Origin of the sequence: Pseudomonas sp. Irchel 3F6 (assembly GCF_900187595.1) — a bacterium.
In the GTDB taxonomy this organism is placed as follows: Bacteria; Pseudomonadota; Gammaproteobacteria; order Pseudomonadales; family Pseudomonadaceae; genus Aquipseudomonas; species Aquipseudomonas siliginis.
Window position 1 is genome coordinate 1,162,762 of record NZ_FYDP01000002.1, and the last position, 14,642, is coordinate 1,177,403.

The window sequence follows — 14,642 nt, forward strand, 5'->3', positions numbered from 1 at the left end:
CGAAAACCGGGCCGCGAAGGGATCAGTGGCTGACGTTATCCACAGCGATGCATTCACCGCTGACTTCGGCGTAATGGGTCTGGCGCTTGGCGATGATCAGGTAAAGCATGCCGGCGATGCCGGCACCGATCAGCCAGGAGAACGGCGAGACGCTGTGGAAACCGGGCACCAATGCCAGAACGATGGCGATCAGCGCCGCAGGAATAAACGCCGCCACCGCGCGGAAATTGATGCCGCGGCTGTAGTAATAAGCGCCGTTGGGGTCTTCGCTGTAGAGCTGCGGCACGTTGATCCGGCCTTTGCGGATCAGCCAGTAGTCGACCATGATCACCCCGTACAACGGGCCGAGCAGGGCGCCGAGGCCCGACAGGAAATACACGATCACCAGCGGACTGTTGTAGAGGTTCCACGGCAGGATCAGCACGGCGATGGTCGCGCTGATCAACCCGGCGCGGCGGAAGGTCAGATACTTCGGCGCCAGGTTGCTGAGGACGAACGCCGGGGCAACGAAGTTGGCCATGATGTTCACCGCAACGGTGACAATCAGAAAAGCCAGGCAGCCGAGCACCAGAAAGAACGTGTTGGGGATCGAAGCGATGATCTCGGTCGGGCTTTCGATGATCCGCCCGTTGATCTGGAACTGCGCGCCACACAGCAGTACGGTAATCGCGGCGAATACCAGAATGTTCACCGGCAAGCCCCAGAAATTTCCTACTTTGATGGTTTTGCGGCACGGCGAAGAACGGGCGAAGTCGCAGAAATTGAGGATCAGCGTGCCGTAGATCGCCAGCCACAACGCGCCACCAGCAAAAATGTTGCGCCACATCTCGCCCCCGGTCAGCGGCTCGCGGATCGACCAGGCAATGGTCGCGTTGGCCTGGAAGTACATCCACCCGGCGAGTGCGGCTACGGTCAGCAGAATCACCGGCCCGGCAAATGCCTCGTAACGGCGCACCATCTCCATGCCGTAGGCGAGGATCGCCAGTTGCACCAGCCAGATTGCTACAAAGCACACCCAGCCCAGACTCGACAGGCCCAGAATTGAGTCGTGATCGTATTCGGCAAAGCCGGGATGCACGGCGGTCAGCAGGACGCGGAATACCACCGAGGCGAGGTACGTCTGAATACCGAACCAGGCGATGGCGATAACCGCCCTGATCAATGCAGGAATTTGCGCACCGTGGATGCCAAAACTGATCCGGCTGATCACCGGAAACGGCACCCCGGTTTTCTGCCCCATGTACCCGGACAGGTTCATGAAGAAATACACCAGCGCCGCGCCGATCCCCAGCGACAACAGAATCTGCCAGCCGCCCAGACCCAGTGCATACAAGCCGATGGCGAACGAGTAGTTGGCGATGTTGTGCACGTCATTCGTCCACAGGGCGAAGATGCTGTACCGGCCCCAACGTCGGCCTTCGGCTTTGGTCGGCGCCAGATCGCTGTTGTGCAGACGCGGGCTCAGTTGCAGCGGCTCGCTCAGTCCGTCATCGGGCAACGGTTGATCAAGCGTGGAGGAGGGCAGATTCAGCACGATGTTATTCGAAAGACTTGTACGCATTCCGGCAGGCTCCTGACGTTCACTCCCGCGATGACTGTGCATGAGCGCTCAGGCTCGACAAATCTTCGTCGCGGCGGTGAAAACATCACTGGTTACGGGGCATCTGCAGCCTGTATGGGATAGGGCGCTTCAGGCTTGCGGATCGAAAGTGTGCATGTTTTGCAGTTTTGTATACAAAACATGTATGCGATAAAGCCAGATTTGTGCCAGTTGCCAATCTATAAGCGCCAAGGCTCATTTCGAATAGTTATCAATGCGGGGTAAGTGACTGAAAAACCGGCGATATAAATTGATCGATTGGACAGGTATTTTTTTTGGAGGAGGGATTTTGCAGGGGGCGCACGCAGACGGGATTCTGCTGGGGGATGTAACTTTTCAGGGCGTAAAAACAGAAAGTGCACACATAAATGGCACCAATGGTGACAACCTTGTGTACACCTTTTGCGTGCCTGGCACATATCAATGTGGGAGCGAGCCTGCTCGCGAATGCGGTGTATCAGGCAACTGAAACGTTGACTGGAACTGCGCTTTCGCGAGCAGGCTCGCTCCCACAGGTCTTTCTATAAATGGTGGATCAGACCTTGCTCTTGCTGATGATATTCCCCGCATGCAGTCCGCATTCTTTCTGCGTGGCTTCTTCCCACCACCAGCGGCCTTCACGCTCGTGCTGGTTCGGCAGTACCGGGCGGGTGCAGGGTTCGCAGCCGATGCTGATGAAGCCGCGCTCGTGCAGGCTGTTGTAGGGCAGTTCGAGCATGCGGATGTAACCCCAGATCTCCTCGCTGGTCATCTGCGCCAACGGGTTGAACTTGTACAGGGTGCGTTCCGGTGTCGAGAACGCCGTGTCGATTTCCAGTACCGCCACAGCGCTGCGGGTGCCCGGGCTCTGGTCGCGGCGCTGGCCGGTGGCCCAGGCTTTGACGTCGGACAGCTTACGGCGCAGCGGCTCGATCTTGCGGATACCGCAGCATTCGCCGTGGCCGTCCTTGTAGAAACTGAACAGGCCTTTTTCCTTCACGAACGGTTCGAGTTTCGTGTAGTCCGGCGAGACGATTTCAATATCGATCTTGTAGTGCTCGCGCACCTGCTCGATGAAGCGGTAGGTCTCCGGATGCAGGCGGCCGGTGTCGAGGCTGAACACTTTGACGTTCTTATTCAGCTTCCACGCCATGTCCACCAGCACCACGTCCTCGGCGCCGCTGAAAGATATCCACAAGTCATCGCCGAACTCGGCGAAGGCGAGTTTGAGAATGTCCTGGGCGGATTTGTTGGCATAGGTCGTGGCGAGTTCCACGACGTCAAACGTTGGGCTCATCAGGGCGGCTTCCTACAGGTCAATGGCGCTCGGGCGCTCTATAGGGGGCCGATGGTAACAAAAAGCTGCCGCGGCCGGGGCGTCCTCTGCGTTGCGCGCGTCTGGTGCAGACGCTAGAGTTCGGCCTCGCTTGACTCAAATAATCACTACAAACGGGAGTGTCTTGTGGAAATTGCTTGCCTGGATCTTGAAGGGGTACTGGTACCGGAAATCTGGATCGCCTTCGCCGAAAAAACCGGAATCGACTCCCTCAAGGCCACCACCCGGGACATTCCCGATTACGACGTATTGATGAAGCAGCGTTTGCGCATCCTCGATGAGCACGGCCTCAAACTCTCGGACATTCAGGAAGTGATCGCCACGCTGAAACCGCTGGATGGCGCAGTGGAGTTCGTCAACTGGCTGCGCGAGCGTTTCCAGGTGGTGATTCTCTCGGACACTTTTTATGAATTCTCGCAGCCGCTGATGCGCCAGCTGGGCTTCCCGACCTTGCTTTGCCATCGCTTGATCACTGACGACAGCGGGCGGGTGACCAGCTATCAACTGCGTCAGAAAGATCCCAAGCGCCAGTCGGTGCTGGCGTTCAAGAGCCTGTACTACCGGGTGATCGCGGCGGGGGATTCATACAACGACACGACCATGCTCGGCGAGGCGGATGCGGGAATTCTGTTCCATGCGCCGGACAACGTGATTCGCGAGTTTCCGCAGTTCCCGGCGGTGCATACGTTTGAAGAGCTGAAGCAGGAATTTCTCAAGGCCTCTAATAGAGAGTTGAGTTTGTAGTTGTCTGGAAGGACGTCTTCGCGAGCAGGCTCGCTCCCACAAGAAAATGCATTGATGATCGTTCCCACGCTCTGCGTGGGAATGCCTCAACGGACGCTCCGCGTTCGGCTTTGGATGGGACGCGGAGCGTCCCGGGCTGCATTCCCACGCGGAGCGTGGGAACGATCATTCCTCAGAGGTTTTGCAGGGTTTCCAAGAGAATTCTGACTTTGGTCATCGACTCCTGATACTCCGCCTGCCAGTCCGAATCGGCGACGATCCCGCCGCCGCCCCAGCAGCACACCTGGCCATCCTTGACCAGCAGACTGCGAATGGCGATGGAGCTGTCCATCTCGCCGCGCACGTCCAGATACAGCAACGAGCCGCAATACAGACCGCGCCGGGTCGGCTCCAGCTCGTCGATGATCTGCATCGCCCGAATCTTCGGTGCGCCGGTGATTGAGCCGCCGGGGAAGCTGCCGGCGATCAGGTCGAGCGCGTCACGATCCGCCGCCAGTTCACCGGTCACGCTGCTGACCAGATGATGCACATTCGGATAGCTCTCCAGACTGAATAGCTCCGGCACCCGCACCGAGCCGATGCGGCAGGTGCGCCCGAGGTCGTTGCGCAGCAGGTCGACGATCATCAGGTTTTCCGCGCGATCCTTGGGGCTGGCCAGCAGTTCGGCGGCATTGGCGGCGTCTTCGGCTGGAGTCAGGCCGCGAGGGCGGGTGCCCTTGATCGGACGGGTTTCGACCTGACGCTGGCTGACTCTGACGAAGCGTTCCGGCGACAGACTCAGCACCGCGCCGCCGTCGGGCAGGCTCTGGAAACCGGAGAACGGCGTCGGGCAGGCCTGACGCAAAGCGCAGTAAGCCAGCCACGGATCGCCCTGGCATTCAGCACGAAAGCGTTGCGCGAAGTTGACCTGATAGCAGTCGCCAGCCTGGATATAGTCCTGAATGCGTTCGAACGCCTGACGGTAATCGTCGGCCGAAATATCAGCGGCCATCGGGGCGCTCAGTTTGAAGGGCGCCAGCGCGTCAACTTGAGGCTGGGTGAACAGCGCGACCAATCGCTGCCGTTCACTGTCGACAAGCGAGGGATGAAAGACCAGTTGGCTGGTTTGCGCGTGGTGATCACTGATCAGCGCCCAGTCGTACAGGCCAAAACGCGCATCGGGCAGTTGCAGGTCATCCAGCGCCTGACTCGGCAGGTTTTCCAGATGCCGGCCGAAGTCGTAGCTCAAATAGCCGATCAATCCACCGGCGAATGGTAATTCATACCCGGCAGGCAACTGCGCTTCGCCCAAGCGGCTGAGATGGTCACGCAGGCGCTGGAGGAAATGCGCACCGCTTTCCTCCGGCAACACCGCCAGTTGTTCCAGCGGCCAGGCGCTCAACAAGTCATAACGGCCGCGTTCGGCGCTCGGCCGGCCGCTGTCGAGCAGCACGGCGCCGGGGGCATTGCGAATGGCCGCGAAGTAGTCGGCGGGATTGGCGCGGTAGGGCAGTGGGTGTACGGAGCAGGTCAGCATGGGCGGGGCAGATCGGCCGTTGAGGCGGGGTGGGGATTGTAGTCCTCTGCGATGCCAGATCAAAGTCAAAAGCCTCCCCCTCACCCCAACCCTCTCCCCCAAGGGGGCGAGGGGGAAAGGGAGCAGATCGGGGGCTTTTCAAAACTTGGGTTCGGCTCGATATCTTGGGGGAGGGAGCCGATCTTCATGCTTTTCAAAGCTTGAGTTCGACTCAAGACGTTCAGGTCGGCGTACCTCCAACATCCACCTCGGTCAGTCCCCTCTCCCTTTGGGAGAGGGTTAGGGTGAGGGGCTCTTGAGCTTTTAGCCTTCGACAGCTGGAATATGCCCAAACATCTCCTGGGTAAACGCCACCCGCTCTTCAACCGACTCCGTCACGCCCCGCGCCTTCAGCTCTTCCAGCCGCGCTTCAACCGCGTGGGTACGCAAGGTCAGGCCGCAATCGTTGGCGATCTGAATGTTCAGCCCCGGCCGCGCATTCAGCTCGAGGATCAGCGGGCCTTTTTCCTGATCGAGCACCATGTCCACGCCGATATAACCCAGCCCGCACAGCTCATAGCAGCCGGCGGCGAGTTTCATGAAACCGTCCCAGTAGGGCAGTTGCACGCCATCCACCGCGTTGGTGGTGTCGGGGTGTTTGGTGATGATGTTGTTCAGCCAGGTGCCGCGCAGAGTAAGGCCGGTGGCCAGATCGACGCCGACGCCAATGGCGCCCTGGTGCAGGTTGGCCTTGCCGCCGGACTGGCGGGTCGGCAGACGCAACATCGCCATGACCGGGTAACCCATCAGCACGATGATGCGGATGTCCGGCACGCCTTCGTAGCTGATGCTTTTGAAGATCTGGTCCGGGGTCACACGGTATTCGATCAGCGCGCGGTCGCGGTGGCCGCCCAGCGAGTACAGGCCGGTGAGGATGCTGGAGATGTGATGTTCCAGCTCCTCGTGGGCGAGAATCTTGCCCGACACCGTGCGATAACGGCCTTCGAAGCGGTCGGCGATGACGATGATGCCGTCGCCACCCGCGCCCTGCGCCGGTTTGATCACGAAGTCGCTGCGCCCGCCGATGATCTCGTCGAGCTTGTCGATTTCCTTCTCGGTGGAGATCACCCCGTACAGCTCCGGCACATGAATGCCGGCGGCGATGGCGCGTTCCTTGGTCAGGATCTTGTCATCGACGATCGGGTACAGGCTGCGCTTGTTGTACTTGAGCACGTAGTCCGCGTTTCGGCGGTTGATGCCCATGATGCCGCGCGCCTCGAGGGCCTTCCAGGTCTTCCAAAAACCGAACATCAGGCGTCAGCCTTCTTCAGGAAGGCCTTGAAACGTACCAGTTCGGTCAGGCGGTAGCCGCGATAGCGACCCATCGCCAGCATGAAACCGACCAGAATCAGCAGGATCGCCGGGAAGGTAAACACGAAGTACACCAGCTCCGGCACGGTCATGATCAGGTGTGCGAGAGAGGCGGCGAACAGCGTGCCGATGGCGACTTTCAGCGCATGGTTGGCGCCGCGTTCTTCCCAGGTGATCGACAGACGTTCGATGGTCATGGTCAGAATCACCATCGGGAACAGCGCCACCGACAAGCCGCGCTCAAGGCCAAGCTTGTGGCTGAACAGACTGATCGCCGCAATCAACACCACCACGAACGTCAGCACCACCGACAGGCGCGGCAGCATTTGCAGCTTCAGATGTTCGAGATACGAGCGCAGCGACAGGCCCAGCGCGGTGATCACTGTGAACAGCAGGATGCCGAAGCCCAGCTGCGTTTCGCGGAAGGCGAGGGCGATCAGCACCGGGGTGAATGTGCCGAGGGTCTGCAGGCCGACCAGGTTGCGCAGGATCAGGATCACCAGCACACCGATCGGGATCATCACCATGATCATGAAGGTCTGCTGGGTCTGCAGCGGCAAGCCGTACAGCGAGTAATCGAGGAAGTTGGCGTCAGTGTTTTCGTCGGTCAGCTTGGCCAGACGAATCGCGTTCATCTCGCTGTTGTTCAGGCTGAAGGTCACGTTGGCTTTCTTGCCGCCGTCGACGGTGATCAGGTTTTCGTCACCGGTCCACCACAGCAGGCGGTCGGTTGGCAGGCCTTGCTCACCGGTTTCCGGGTTGAAGTACAGCCAGTCGTTGCCGTTGAAGCTGCGCAGCCACAGTTCGGGAGTCTGAGGCTGATCGGCGACGAGGCGGATGGTGTGGACTTTTTCTACCGGAACGTGGGCAATCGACAGCAGCAGTTCGACGATCTTGGCTTTGTGCGAAGTCGACGGATCGCCGGCCAGCAGCAATTTGACGTTGTCGTCGTTGACGTTGTTGACGCGCTTGATCGCCTCGCCAATAAAGGTTTCGACGTCGGCCGAATGTTGGCGGATCGGCGCGAGCAGGGCTTCGGCGGCGATTTTTTCCGGGCCTTCGATGACCATGCTGTCACGGAAGGTCGGGCCTTTGACCTTGGATTTTTCCGCGGTGTAGCGCTTGGTCAGCACCAGACGGTAATACAGCGTCTGGTTGCCCTTGGCGCGACGGGCCGACCAGGTCACCTTGCGGTTGCCGTCGATGCGGTTGACTGCTACGCCGTAGTTATTGGAGATGAAGCTTTCGTTGAGGCTCACGTAATCGCGGCTCAACGGCGGCACGAACATCTGGATCTTCACCGGATCTTTGGTGCTGGCGACGAACTCGACCTTGGCGTCGATGTTCCACAGGTCGTCGGTGGCGTCTTCGGTCACCGGGATGCCGAGCACGAAAATCTGATAGGCCGTAACCGAAACGCCCAGCAGCACCAGCACGGCGATCAGGATTTTCAGGTGGAAGGTTAGAGAACGCATGGAAATTACTCGGCGGTGTGAGCGGCGATGGTGCAGGCAGGTTTGCCGGCAGCGTATTTAAGACTGGGGTCGACCAGCGCGTCGAAGCGTTTCAGCGCCTCGGAGCCGATCAAAAGCGGGTATTGGAACGCACTTCGGTCGGTGAGGTTCACTTCGATGCTGCGCAATGCCGAACCCATGCAGATATCCAGCTCGATCACCGGACGGGCGGTGTACTGCTTGCCTTCTTCCGGATCGTAGTCGCCGGCGCGGCGCTTGATCTTGCTGACCCGCGCCAGCGGCCGTTCGATGGGGTGCGAATGCGCGGTGTCGATCGCCAGGTAGAAACGTACCCAGGATTCACCGTTGCGTTTGAAGCGTTTGATGTCGCGGGCACTCAGCGAGGCGGTTTTCGCCCCGGTGTCGAGTTTGGCCGCAACTTCGAGATTGATGCCGTCAAGCGAAGCGTATTCGTTGAGGCCGTACACGGTTTTTTCCCCCGCGGCGGCGAGGCCGGGCAGGCAAAACAGAGCAAAAAAGGTGGGGAAAGGCTTGAGTCTCATAAATCCTGGTGCGCAGCGTTCCGTTATCGGTTCAGGTGCCCGCACAACCGTGCGCAAGCCCCCGCGTGTGCCTGGCAGCTTTTTATGGCAAGCCGTACAAAAGACCCGCAAATGCGGGCGGCATTCTAGCACGGTGGTTTTATGGCGCCAGCGCTTGCGCCGACCCAAAACCTGCAAGGGGTGCCACCCTTGTGGGAGCGAGCCTGCTCGCGAATGCGCTGTGTCATTCGATGCAGAAGCCGACTGACCTGCCGCCTTCGCGAGCAGGCTCGCTCCCACAGTAATAGATGATCGATTGGCAGCGGTTATTAGACGATTGTCGACAATACCTATTTATCCTTTGACTCATCGGGCCAAATTGGCTAGTTTTTGCCGCATTGGATTTAAAGGTGTCGACAATCATGCTGGGTCAACTCGATCCCCCGGTCATCAGTGGCGACGATTCCGAGACGCTGTCGGAAAACGTCTTCCGGCGCATCCAGGCCGCAATCGTCAAAGGCGAAATCGCCCCGGGCAGCAAGATTTCCGAGCCGGAACTGGCGCGCACCTATGGCATCAGCCGAGGCCCGCTGCGTGAGGCGATCCATCGTCTGGAAGGCCAGCGCTTGCTGGTGCGCGTGCCGCACGTCGGTGCGCGGGTGGTCTCGCTCAGTCATGCCGAATTGATCGAGCTCTACGAAATCCGTGAATCCCTTGAAGGCATGGCCTGCCGCCTCGCCGCCGAGCGCATGAGCGTCGAGGAAATCGACGAACTGCGCCGGGTCCTGGAAACCCACGAGCGCGATGCGGCGTTTCAGGCCGGCGTCGGTTATTACCAGCAGGAAGGCGATTTCGACTTTCATTACCGGATCATCCAGGGCAGCGGCAATCGCACGCTGACGCAGATGCTCTGCGGCGAGCTGTATCAACTGGTGCGCATGTACCGCATCCAGTTTTCCACCACGCCGAATCGCCCGCATCAGGCCTTCGCCGAACACCACCGCATTCTCGATGCCATCGCCGACCGTGACGGCGAGCTCGCGGAATTGTTGATGCGCCGCCACATCGGCGCCTCGAAACGCAACATCGCCCGTCACTACGAGGACGGCGCCCACAACAAGACAGCCACTGAACGAGGTGATGCATGACTTCCAACCTGAACACGCCGGGCCAGCGCTTCCGCGATGCGGTCGCCAGCGAGCATCCTTTGCAAGTGGTCGGCGCGATCAACGCCAACCACGCGCTGCTGGCCAAACGCGCCGGTTTCAAGGCGATCTACCTGTCCGGCGGCGGCGTGGCCGCAGGTTCTCTGGGCGTGCCGGACCTGGGCATCACCGGGCTGGACGACGTGCTCACCGACGTGCGCCGCATCACCGATGTCTGCGACCTGCCGCTGCTGGTGGATGTCGACACCGGTTTCGGCTCGTCGGCGTTCAACGTCGCGCGTACGGTCAAGTCGATGATCAAGTTCGGCGCGGCGGCGATTCACATCGAGGACCAGGTTGGCGCCAAGCGCTGCGGCCATCGCCCGAATAAAGAAATTGTCAGCCAGCAGGAAATGGTCGATCGCATCAAAGCCGCCGTCGATGCGCGCACCGACGACAGCTTCGTGATCATGGCGCGCACCGATGCGTTGGCGGTGGAAGGTCTGGAATCGGCACTCGATCGTGCGGCGGCGTGCATCGAGGCCGGCGCTGACATGATTTTCCCTGAGGCGATTACCGAGCTGGACATGTACAAGCTGTTCGCCAACCGCGTGAAAGGGCCGATCCTGGCCAACATCACCGAGTTCGGCGCAACGCCGCTGTACACCACCGAACAACTGGCCGGCGCCGACGTTTCTCTGGTGCTGTATCCGCTGTCGGCATTCCGCGCGATGAACAAGGCGGCGGAAAATGTCTACACGGCGATCCGCCGCGATGGCACGCAACAGAATGTCATCGACACCATGCAGACTCGCATGGAGCTCTACGATCGTATCGATTACCACACGTTCGAGCAGAAGCTCGATGCGTTGTTTGCACAGAAGAAAGGCTGAACAAAACCCTGTGGGAGCGAGCCTGCTCGCGAAAGCGGTGGATCAGGCAATGTCAAAGTGACTGACACGACGCTTTCGCGAGCAGGCTCGCTCCCACAAGTTTCCCCATACAAATTCAAGAAGATTGGAGAACACAATGGCCGAAGCAAAAGTACTCAGTGGCGCCGGGCTCCGTGGCCAGGTAGCCGGGCAAACCGCACTGTCCACCGTGGGCCAGGCCGGTGCCGGGCTGACCTATCGCGGCTACGACGTGCGTGAACTGGCCGCCGACGCGCAATTTGAAGAAGTCGCGTATCTGCTGCTGTACGGCGAACTGCCGACCAAAGCGCAACTGGCCGACTATCAAAGCAAACTGAGCAAGCTGCGCGACCTGCCGCAAGCGCTCAAGGAAGTGCTTGAGCGCATCCCGGCTGACGCGCATCCGATGGACGTCATGCGTACCGGTTGCTCATTCCTCGGCAACATCGAACCGGAGAAGGACTTCTCCGAACAGCGCGACAAGACCGACCGCCTGCTCGCCGCTTTCCCGGCGATCATGTGCTACTGGTATCGCTTCAGCCACGACGGCAAGCGCATCGACTGCGTCAGCGACGAGCCGACCATTGGCGGCCACTTCCTGCATTTGCTGCACGGCAAGAAACCGAGCGAACTGCACGTCAAAGTCATGAACGTGTCGCTGATCCTCTACGCCGAACACGAATTCAATGCCTCGACCTTCACCGCGCGGGTTTGCGCCTCGACCCTTTCCGATCTGTATTCCTGCGTAACAGCGGCAATCGGTTCGCTGCGCGGTCCATTGCACGGTGGCGCCAACGAGGCGGCGATGGAAATGATCGAGCGCTTCTCGTCGCCGGAAGAGGCGATCAAAGGCACCCTCGGCATGCTCGAGCGCAAGGACAAGATCATGGGCTTCGGCCACGCGATCTATAAGGACAGCGACCCGCGCAACGAGGTGATCAAGGGCTGGTCGAAAAAACTCGCGGACGAGGTCGGCGACAAGGTGTTGTTCCCCGTCTCCGAAGCCATCGACAAGACCATGTGGGAACAGAAGAAACTGTTCCCGAATGCCGACTTCTACCATGCCTCGGCGTACCACTTCATGGGCATCCCGACCAAGCTGTTCACGCCGATCTTCGTCTGCTCGCGCCTGACCGGCTGGGCCGCGCACGTGTTCGAACAACGCGCCAACAATCGCATCATCCGCCCAAGCGCCGAGTACACCGGCGTCGAACAGCGCAAGTTCGTGCCAATCGAACGTCGCTGAATGGTGGGCTGACCCGGAACCAGAGAACACCGCTAGACCCTGTGGGAGCGAGCCTGCTCGCGAAGACGGACTGACATTCAACATTGATGTCGACTGATATACCGCTTTCGCGAGCAGGCTCGCTCCCATAGTGGACGGTGTGTAACTCAGGTTTCTGGCCCACCCTTTGCAACCACCGTGACCCGAGTCCTGACCCGATGAACACAGAATTCCGCAAGAACCTGCCCGGCACGCCGCTGGATTACTTCGACACCCGCGCGGCGGTCGAGGCGATTGCGCCTGGCAGCTACGACACCCTGCCGTACACCTCCCGCGTGCTGGCGGAAAACCTTGTGCGTCGCTGCGCCCCGGCCACGCTCACCGACTCGCTCAAGCAACTGATCGAACGCAAGCGCGACCTCGATTTCCCGTGGTTCCCGGCGCGGGTGGTCTGCCATGACATCCTCGGCCAGACCGCGCTGGTCGACCTCGCTGGCCTGCGTGACGCCATCGCTTTGCAGGGCGGCGACCCGGCGCAGGTCAACCCGGTGGTGCCGACGCAATTGATCGTCGACCACTCGCTGGCCGTCGAGGCGGGCGGTTTCGATGCCCAGGCCTTCGAGAAGAACCGCGCCATCGAAGATCGCCGCAACGAAGACCGTTTCCACTTCATCAACTGGACCAAAAAGGCCTTCAAGAACGTCGATGTGATCCCGCCGGGCAACGGCATCATGCACCAGATCAACCTGGAGAAAATGTCCCCGGTGATTCAAGTGCGCGAAGGCGTGGCGTTCCCCGACACCTGCGTCGGCACCGACAGCCACACGCCGCACGTCGATGCGCTGGGTGTGATTGCCATCGGCGTCGGCGGCCTCGAAGCCGAGAGCGTGATGCTCGGTCGCGCGTCGTGGATGCGCCTGCCGGAAAGCGTTGGCGTCGAACTGACCGGCAAGTTGCAACCGGGCATCACCGCCACCGACATGGTCCTGGCCCTGACCGAATACCTGCGCAAACAGAAAGTCGTTGGCGCGTGGCTGGAGTTCTTCGGTGAAGGTGCAGCAGCGCTGACCCTCGGCGACCGCGCGACCATCTCCAACATGGCCCCGGAATACGGCGCCACGGCGGCGATGTTCTACATCGACCAGCAGACCATCGATTACCTGAAACTGACCGGTCGTGAAGACCAGCAGGTTCAATTGGTCGAGCAGTACGCCAAACTCACCGGCCTGTGGGCTGACAGCCTCAAAGGTGCGCAATACGAGCGCGGTCTGACTTTTGATCTGTCCTCGGTGGTGCGCAACATGGCCGGCCCGAGCAACCCGCACGCCCGCGTCGCGGTGTCCGATCTGGCGGCCAAAGGCATCTCCGGCCAGTGGGATGACGTGCCGGGGCAAATGCCCGACGGCGCCGTGATCATCGCCGCCATCACCAGCTGCACCAACACCAGCAACCCACGCAACGTCATCGCCGCCGGCCTGTTGGCGCGCAATGCCAACAAGCTCGGCCTGACCCGCAAGCCGTGGGTCAAATCCTCGCTGGCGCCCGGTTCGAAAACCGTGGCGCTGTACCTCGATGAAGCGGGGCTGACCACTGAGCTGGAACAGCTCGGTTTCGGCGTTGTGGCATTTGCCTGCACCACTTGCAACGGCATGTCCGGCGCCCTCGATCCGCTGATCCAGCAAGAGATCATCGACCGCGATCTGTACGCGACCGCGGTGCTTTCCGGCAACCGCAACTTCGACGGCCGCATTCACCCGTACGCCAAACAGGCATTCCTCGCCTCGCCGCCGCTGGTGGTTGCCTACGCGATCGCCGGGACCATCCGTTTCGATATCGAGAAGGATGTGCTGGGCGTGGTCGATGGCCGGGAAATTCGCCTGAAAGACATCTGGCCGAGCGATGAAGAAATCGATGCGGTGGTGAAGTCTTCGGTCAAGCCTGAGCAGTTCCGTCAGGTCTATATTCCGATGTTCGCCGTGCATGAAGACACCGGGCCGAAAGTCGCGCCGTTGTACGACTGGCGCGAAATGAGCACCTACATTCGCCGTCCGCCGTACTGGGAAGGCGCACTGGCCGGCGCCCGTCCGTTGAAGGGCATGCGCCCGCTGGCGGTGCTGCCGGACAACATCACCACTGATCACCTGTCGCCATCGAACGCGATCATGCTCGACAGCGCCGCCGGCGAATACCTGGCAAAAATGGGCCTGCCGGAAGAGGACTTCAACTCCTACGCCACCCACCGTGGCGACCACCTGACCGCACAGCGCGCGACGTTCGCCAATCCGAAGCTGTTCAACGAAATGGTCGTGGAAAACGGCAAGGTCAAGCAGGGTTCGCTGGCGCGTGTCGAGCCGGAAGGCCAGGTCATGCGCATGTGGGAAGCCATCGAAACCTACATGCAGCGCAAGCAGCCGCTGATCATCATCGCTGGTGCCGACTACGGTCAGGGTTCGTCCCGCGACTGGGCGGCGAAAGGCGTGCGCCTGGCCGGTGTCGAGGCGATTGCCGCTGAAGGTTTCGAGCGCATTCACCGCACCAACCTGGTGGGCATGGGCGTGTTGCCGCTGGAATTCAAACCCGGCACCAACCGCCACACCCTGGCCATTGATGGCAGCGAAACCTATGACGTGATCGGCGAGCGCAAGCCGCGTGCGGATCTTACGCTGGTGATCAATCGCAAGAATGGCGAGCGTGTCGAAGTGCCGGTGACCTGCCGTCTCGATACCGCTGAAGAAGTGTCGATCTACGAGGCCGGCGGCGTGTTGCAGCGCTTCGCACAGGATTTCCTCGAAGGATCGGCGGTAGCCGTTTAAACAGGTTCAGCGGCCGAGGGGTGATGA

Annotated in this window: 11 protein-coding genes; 5 read left to right on the plus strand and 6 right to left on the minus strand. The window is 60.5% G+C overall.

Annotated features, from left to right (window positions below):
- Positions 1-22: 22 nt before the first annotated feature.
- Positions 23-1,561, minus strand: coding sequence for an NCS1 family nucleobase:cation symporter-1 (locus CKW30_RS11480; RefSeq protein WP_095180832.1), 1,539 nt, complete (start codon positions 1,559-1,561; stop codon positions 23-25).
- 574 nt (positions 1,562-2,135) lie between these two features.
- Complete coding sequence (locus CKW30_RS11485; RefSeq protein ID WP_041479156.1) at positions 2,136-2,876, minus strand: phosphoadenylyl-sulfate reductase; 741 nt, start codon at positions 2,874-2,876, stop codon at positions 2,136-2,138.
- 165 nt (positions 2,877-3,041) lie between these two features.
- Here CKW30_RS11485 and thrH point away from each other — a divergent pair, with 165 nt between their 5' ends.
- A complete protein-coding gene (gene thrH / locus CKW30_RS11490) occupies positions 3,042-3,659 on the plus strand; it encodes a bifunctional phosphoserine phosphatase/homoserine phosphotransferase ThrH (protein ID WP_095180833.1) in 618 nt (205 codons plus the stop codon).
- A 172-nt stretch (positions 3,660-3,831) separates the two neighbouring features.
- Here the strand turns inward: thrH and pabB are convergent, their stop codons facing one another.
- The 4 genes from pabB to CKW30_RS11510 form a co-directional block, all read right to left on the minus strand.
- On the minus strand, positions 3,832-5,175 hold the full coding sequence (gene pabB, locus CKW30_RS11495) for an aminodeoxychorismate synthase component I (protein WP_095180834.1): 1,344 nt from the start codon (positions 5,173-5,175) through the stop codon (positions 3,832-3,834).
- 303 nt (positions 5,176-5,478) lie between these two features.
- Positions 5,479-6,465 carry an alpha-L-glutamate ligase-like protein gene (locus CKW30_RS11500; protein WP_056784132.1) on the minus strand — a complete coding sequence of 329 codons (987 nt, stop codon included), beginning with the start codon at positions 6,463-6,465 and terminating at the stop codon, positions 5,479-5,481.
- Positions 6,465-8,000, minus strand: a complete 1,536-nt coding sequence (locus CKW30_RS11505) for an inactive transglutaminase family protein (protein WP_024012295.1) — start codon at positions 7,998-8,000, stop codon at positions 6,465-6,467. The genes CKW30_RS11500 and CKW30_RS11505 overlap by 1 nt, the downstream gene beginning before the upstream one ends.
- Positions 8,001-8,005: 5 nt before the next feature.
- Positions 8,006-8,542, minus strand: coding sequence for an ATP-dependent zinc protease (locus CKW30_RS11510; protein ID WP_041479149.1), 537 nt, complete (start codon positions 8,540-8,542; stop codon positions 8,006-8,008).
- Between the two features lie 404 nt (positions 8,543-8,946).
- Between CKW30_RS11510 and CKW30_RS11515 the strand changes: the two genes are divergently transcribed.
- The 4 genes from CKW30_RS11515 (at position 8,947) to acnD (ending at position 14,615) form a co-directional block, all read left to right on the plus strand.
- On the plus strand, positions 8,947-9,669 hold the full coding sequence (locus tag CKW30_RS11515; protein WP_177434210.1) for a GntR family transcriptional regulator: 723 nt from the start codon (positions 8,947-8,949) through the stop codon (positions 9,667-9,669).
- Complete coding sequence (gene prpB, locus CKW30_RS11520; RefSeq protein ID WP_095180836.1) at positions 9,666-10,559, plus strand: methylisocitrate lyase; 894 nt, start codon at positions 9,666-9,668, stop codon at positions 10,557-10,559. The genes CKW30_RS11515 and prpB overlap by 4 nt, the downstream gene beginning before the upstream one ends.
- Positions 10,560-10,695: 136 nt before the next feature.
- Entirely contained in the window at positions 10,696-11,823 is a 1,128-nt protein-coding gene (gene prpC, locus CKW30_RS11525) for a 2-methylcitrate synthase (RefSeq protein WP_056784134.1), read from the plus strand.
- Positions 11,824-12,020: 197 nt separating this feature from the next.
- On the plus strand, positions 12,021-14,615 hold the full coding sequence (gene acnD, locus CKW30_RS11530; protein WP_095180837.1) for a Fe/S-dependent 2-methylisocitrate dehydratase AcnD: 2,595 nt from the start codon (positions 12,021-12,023) through the stop codon (positions 14,613-14,615).
- The last annotated feature ends 27 nt before the right edge of the window (positions 14,616-14,642 follow it).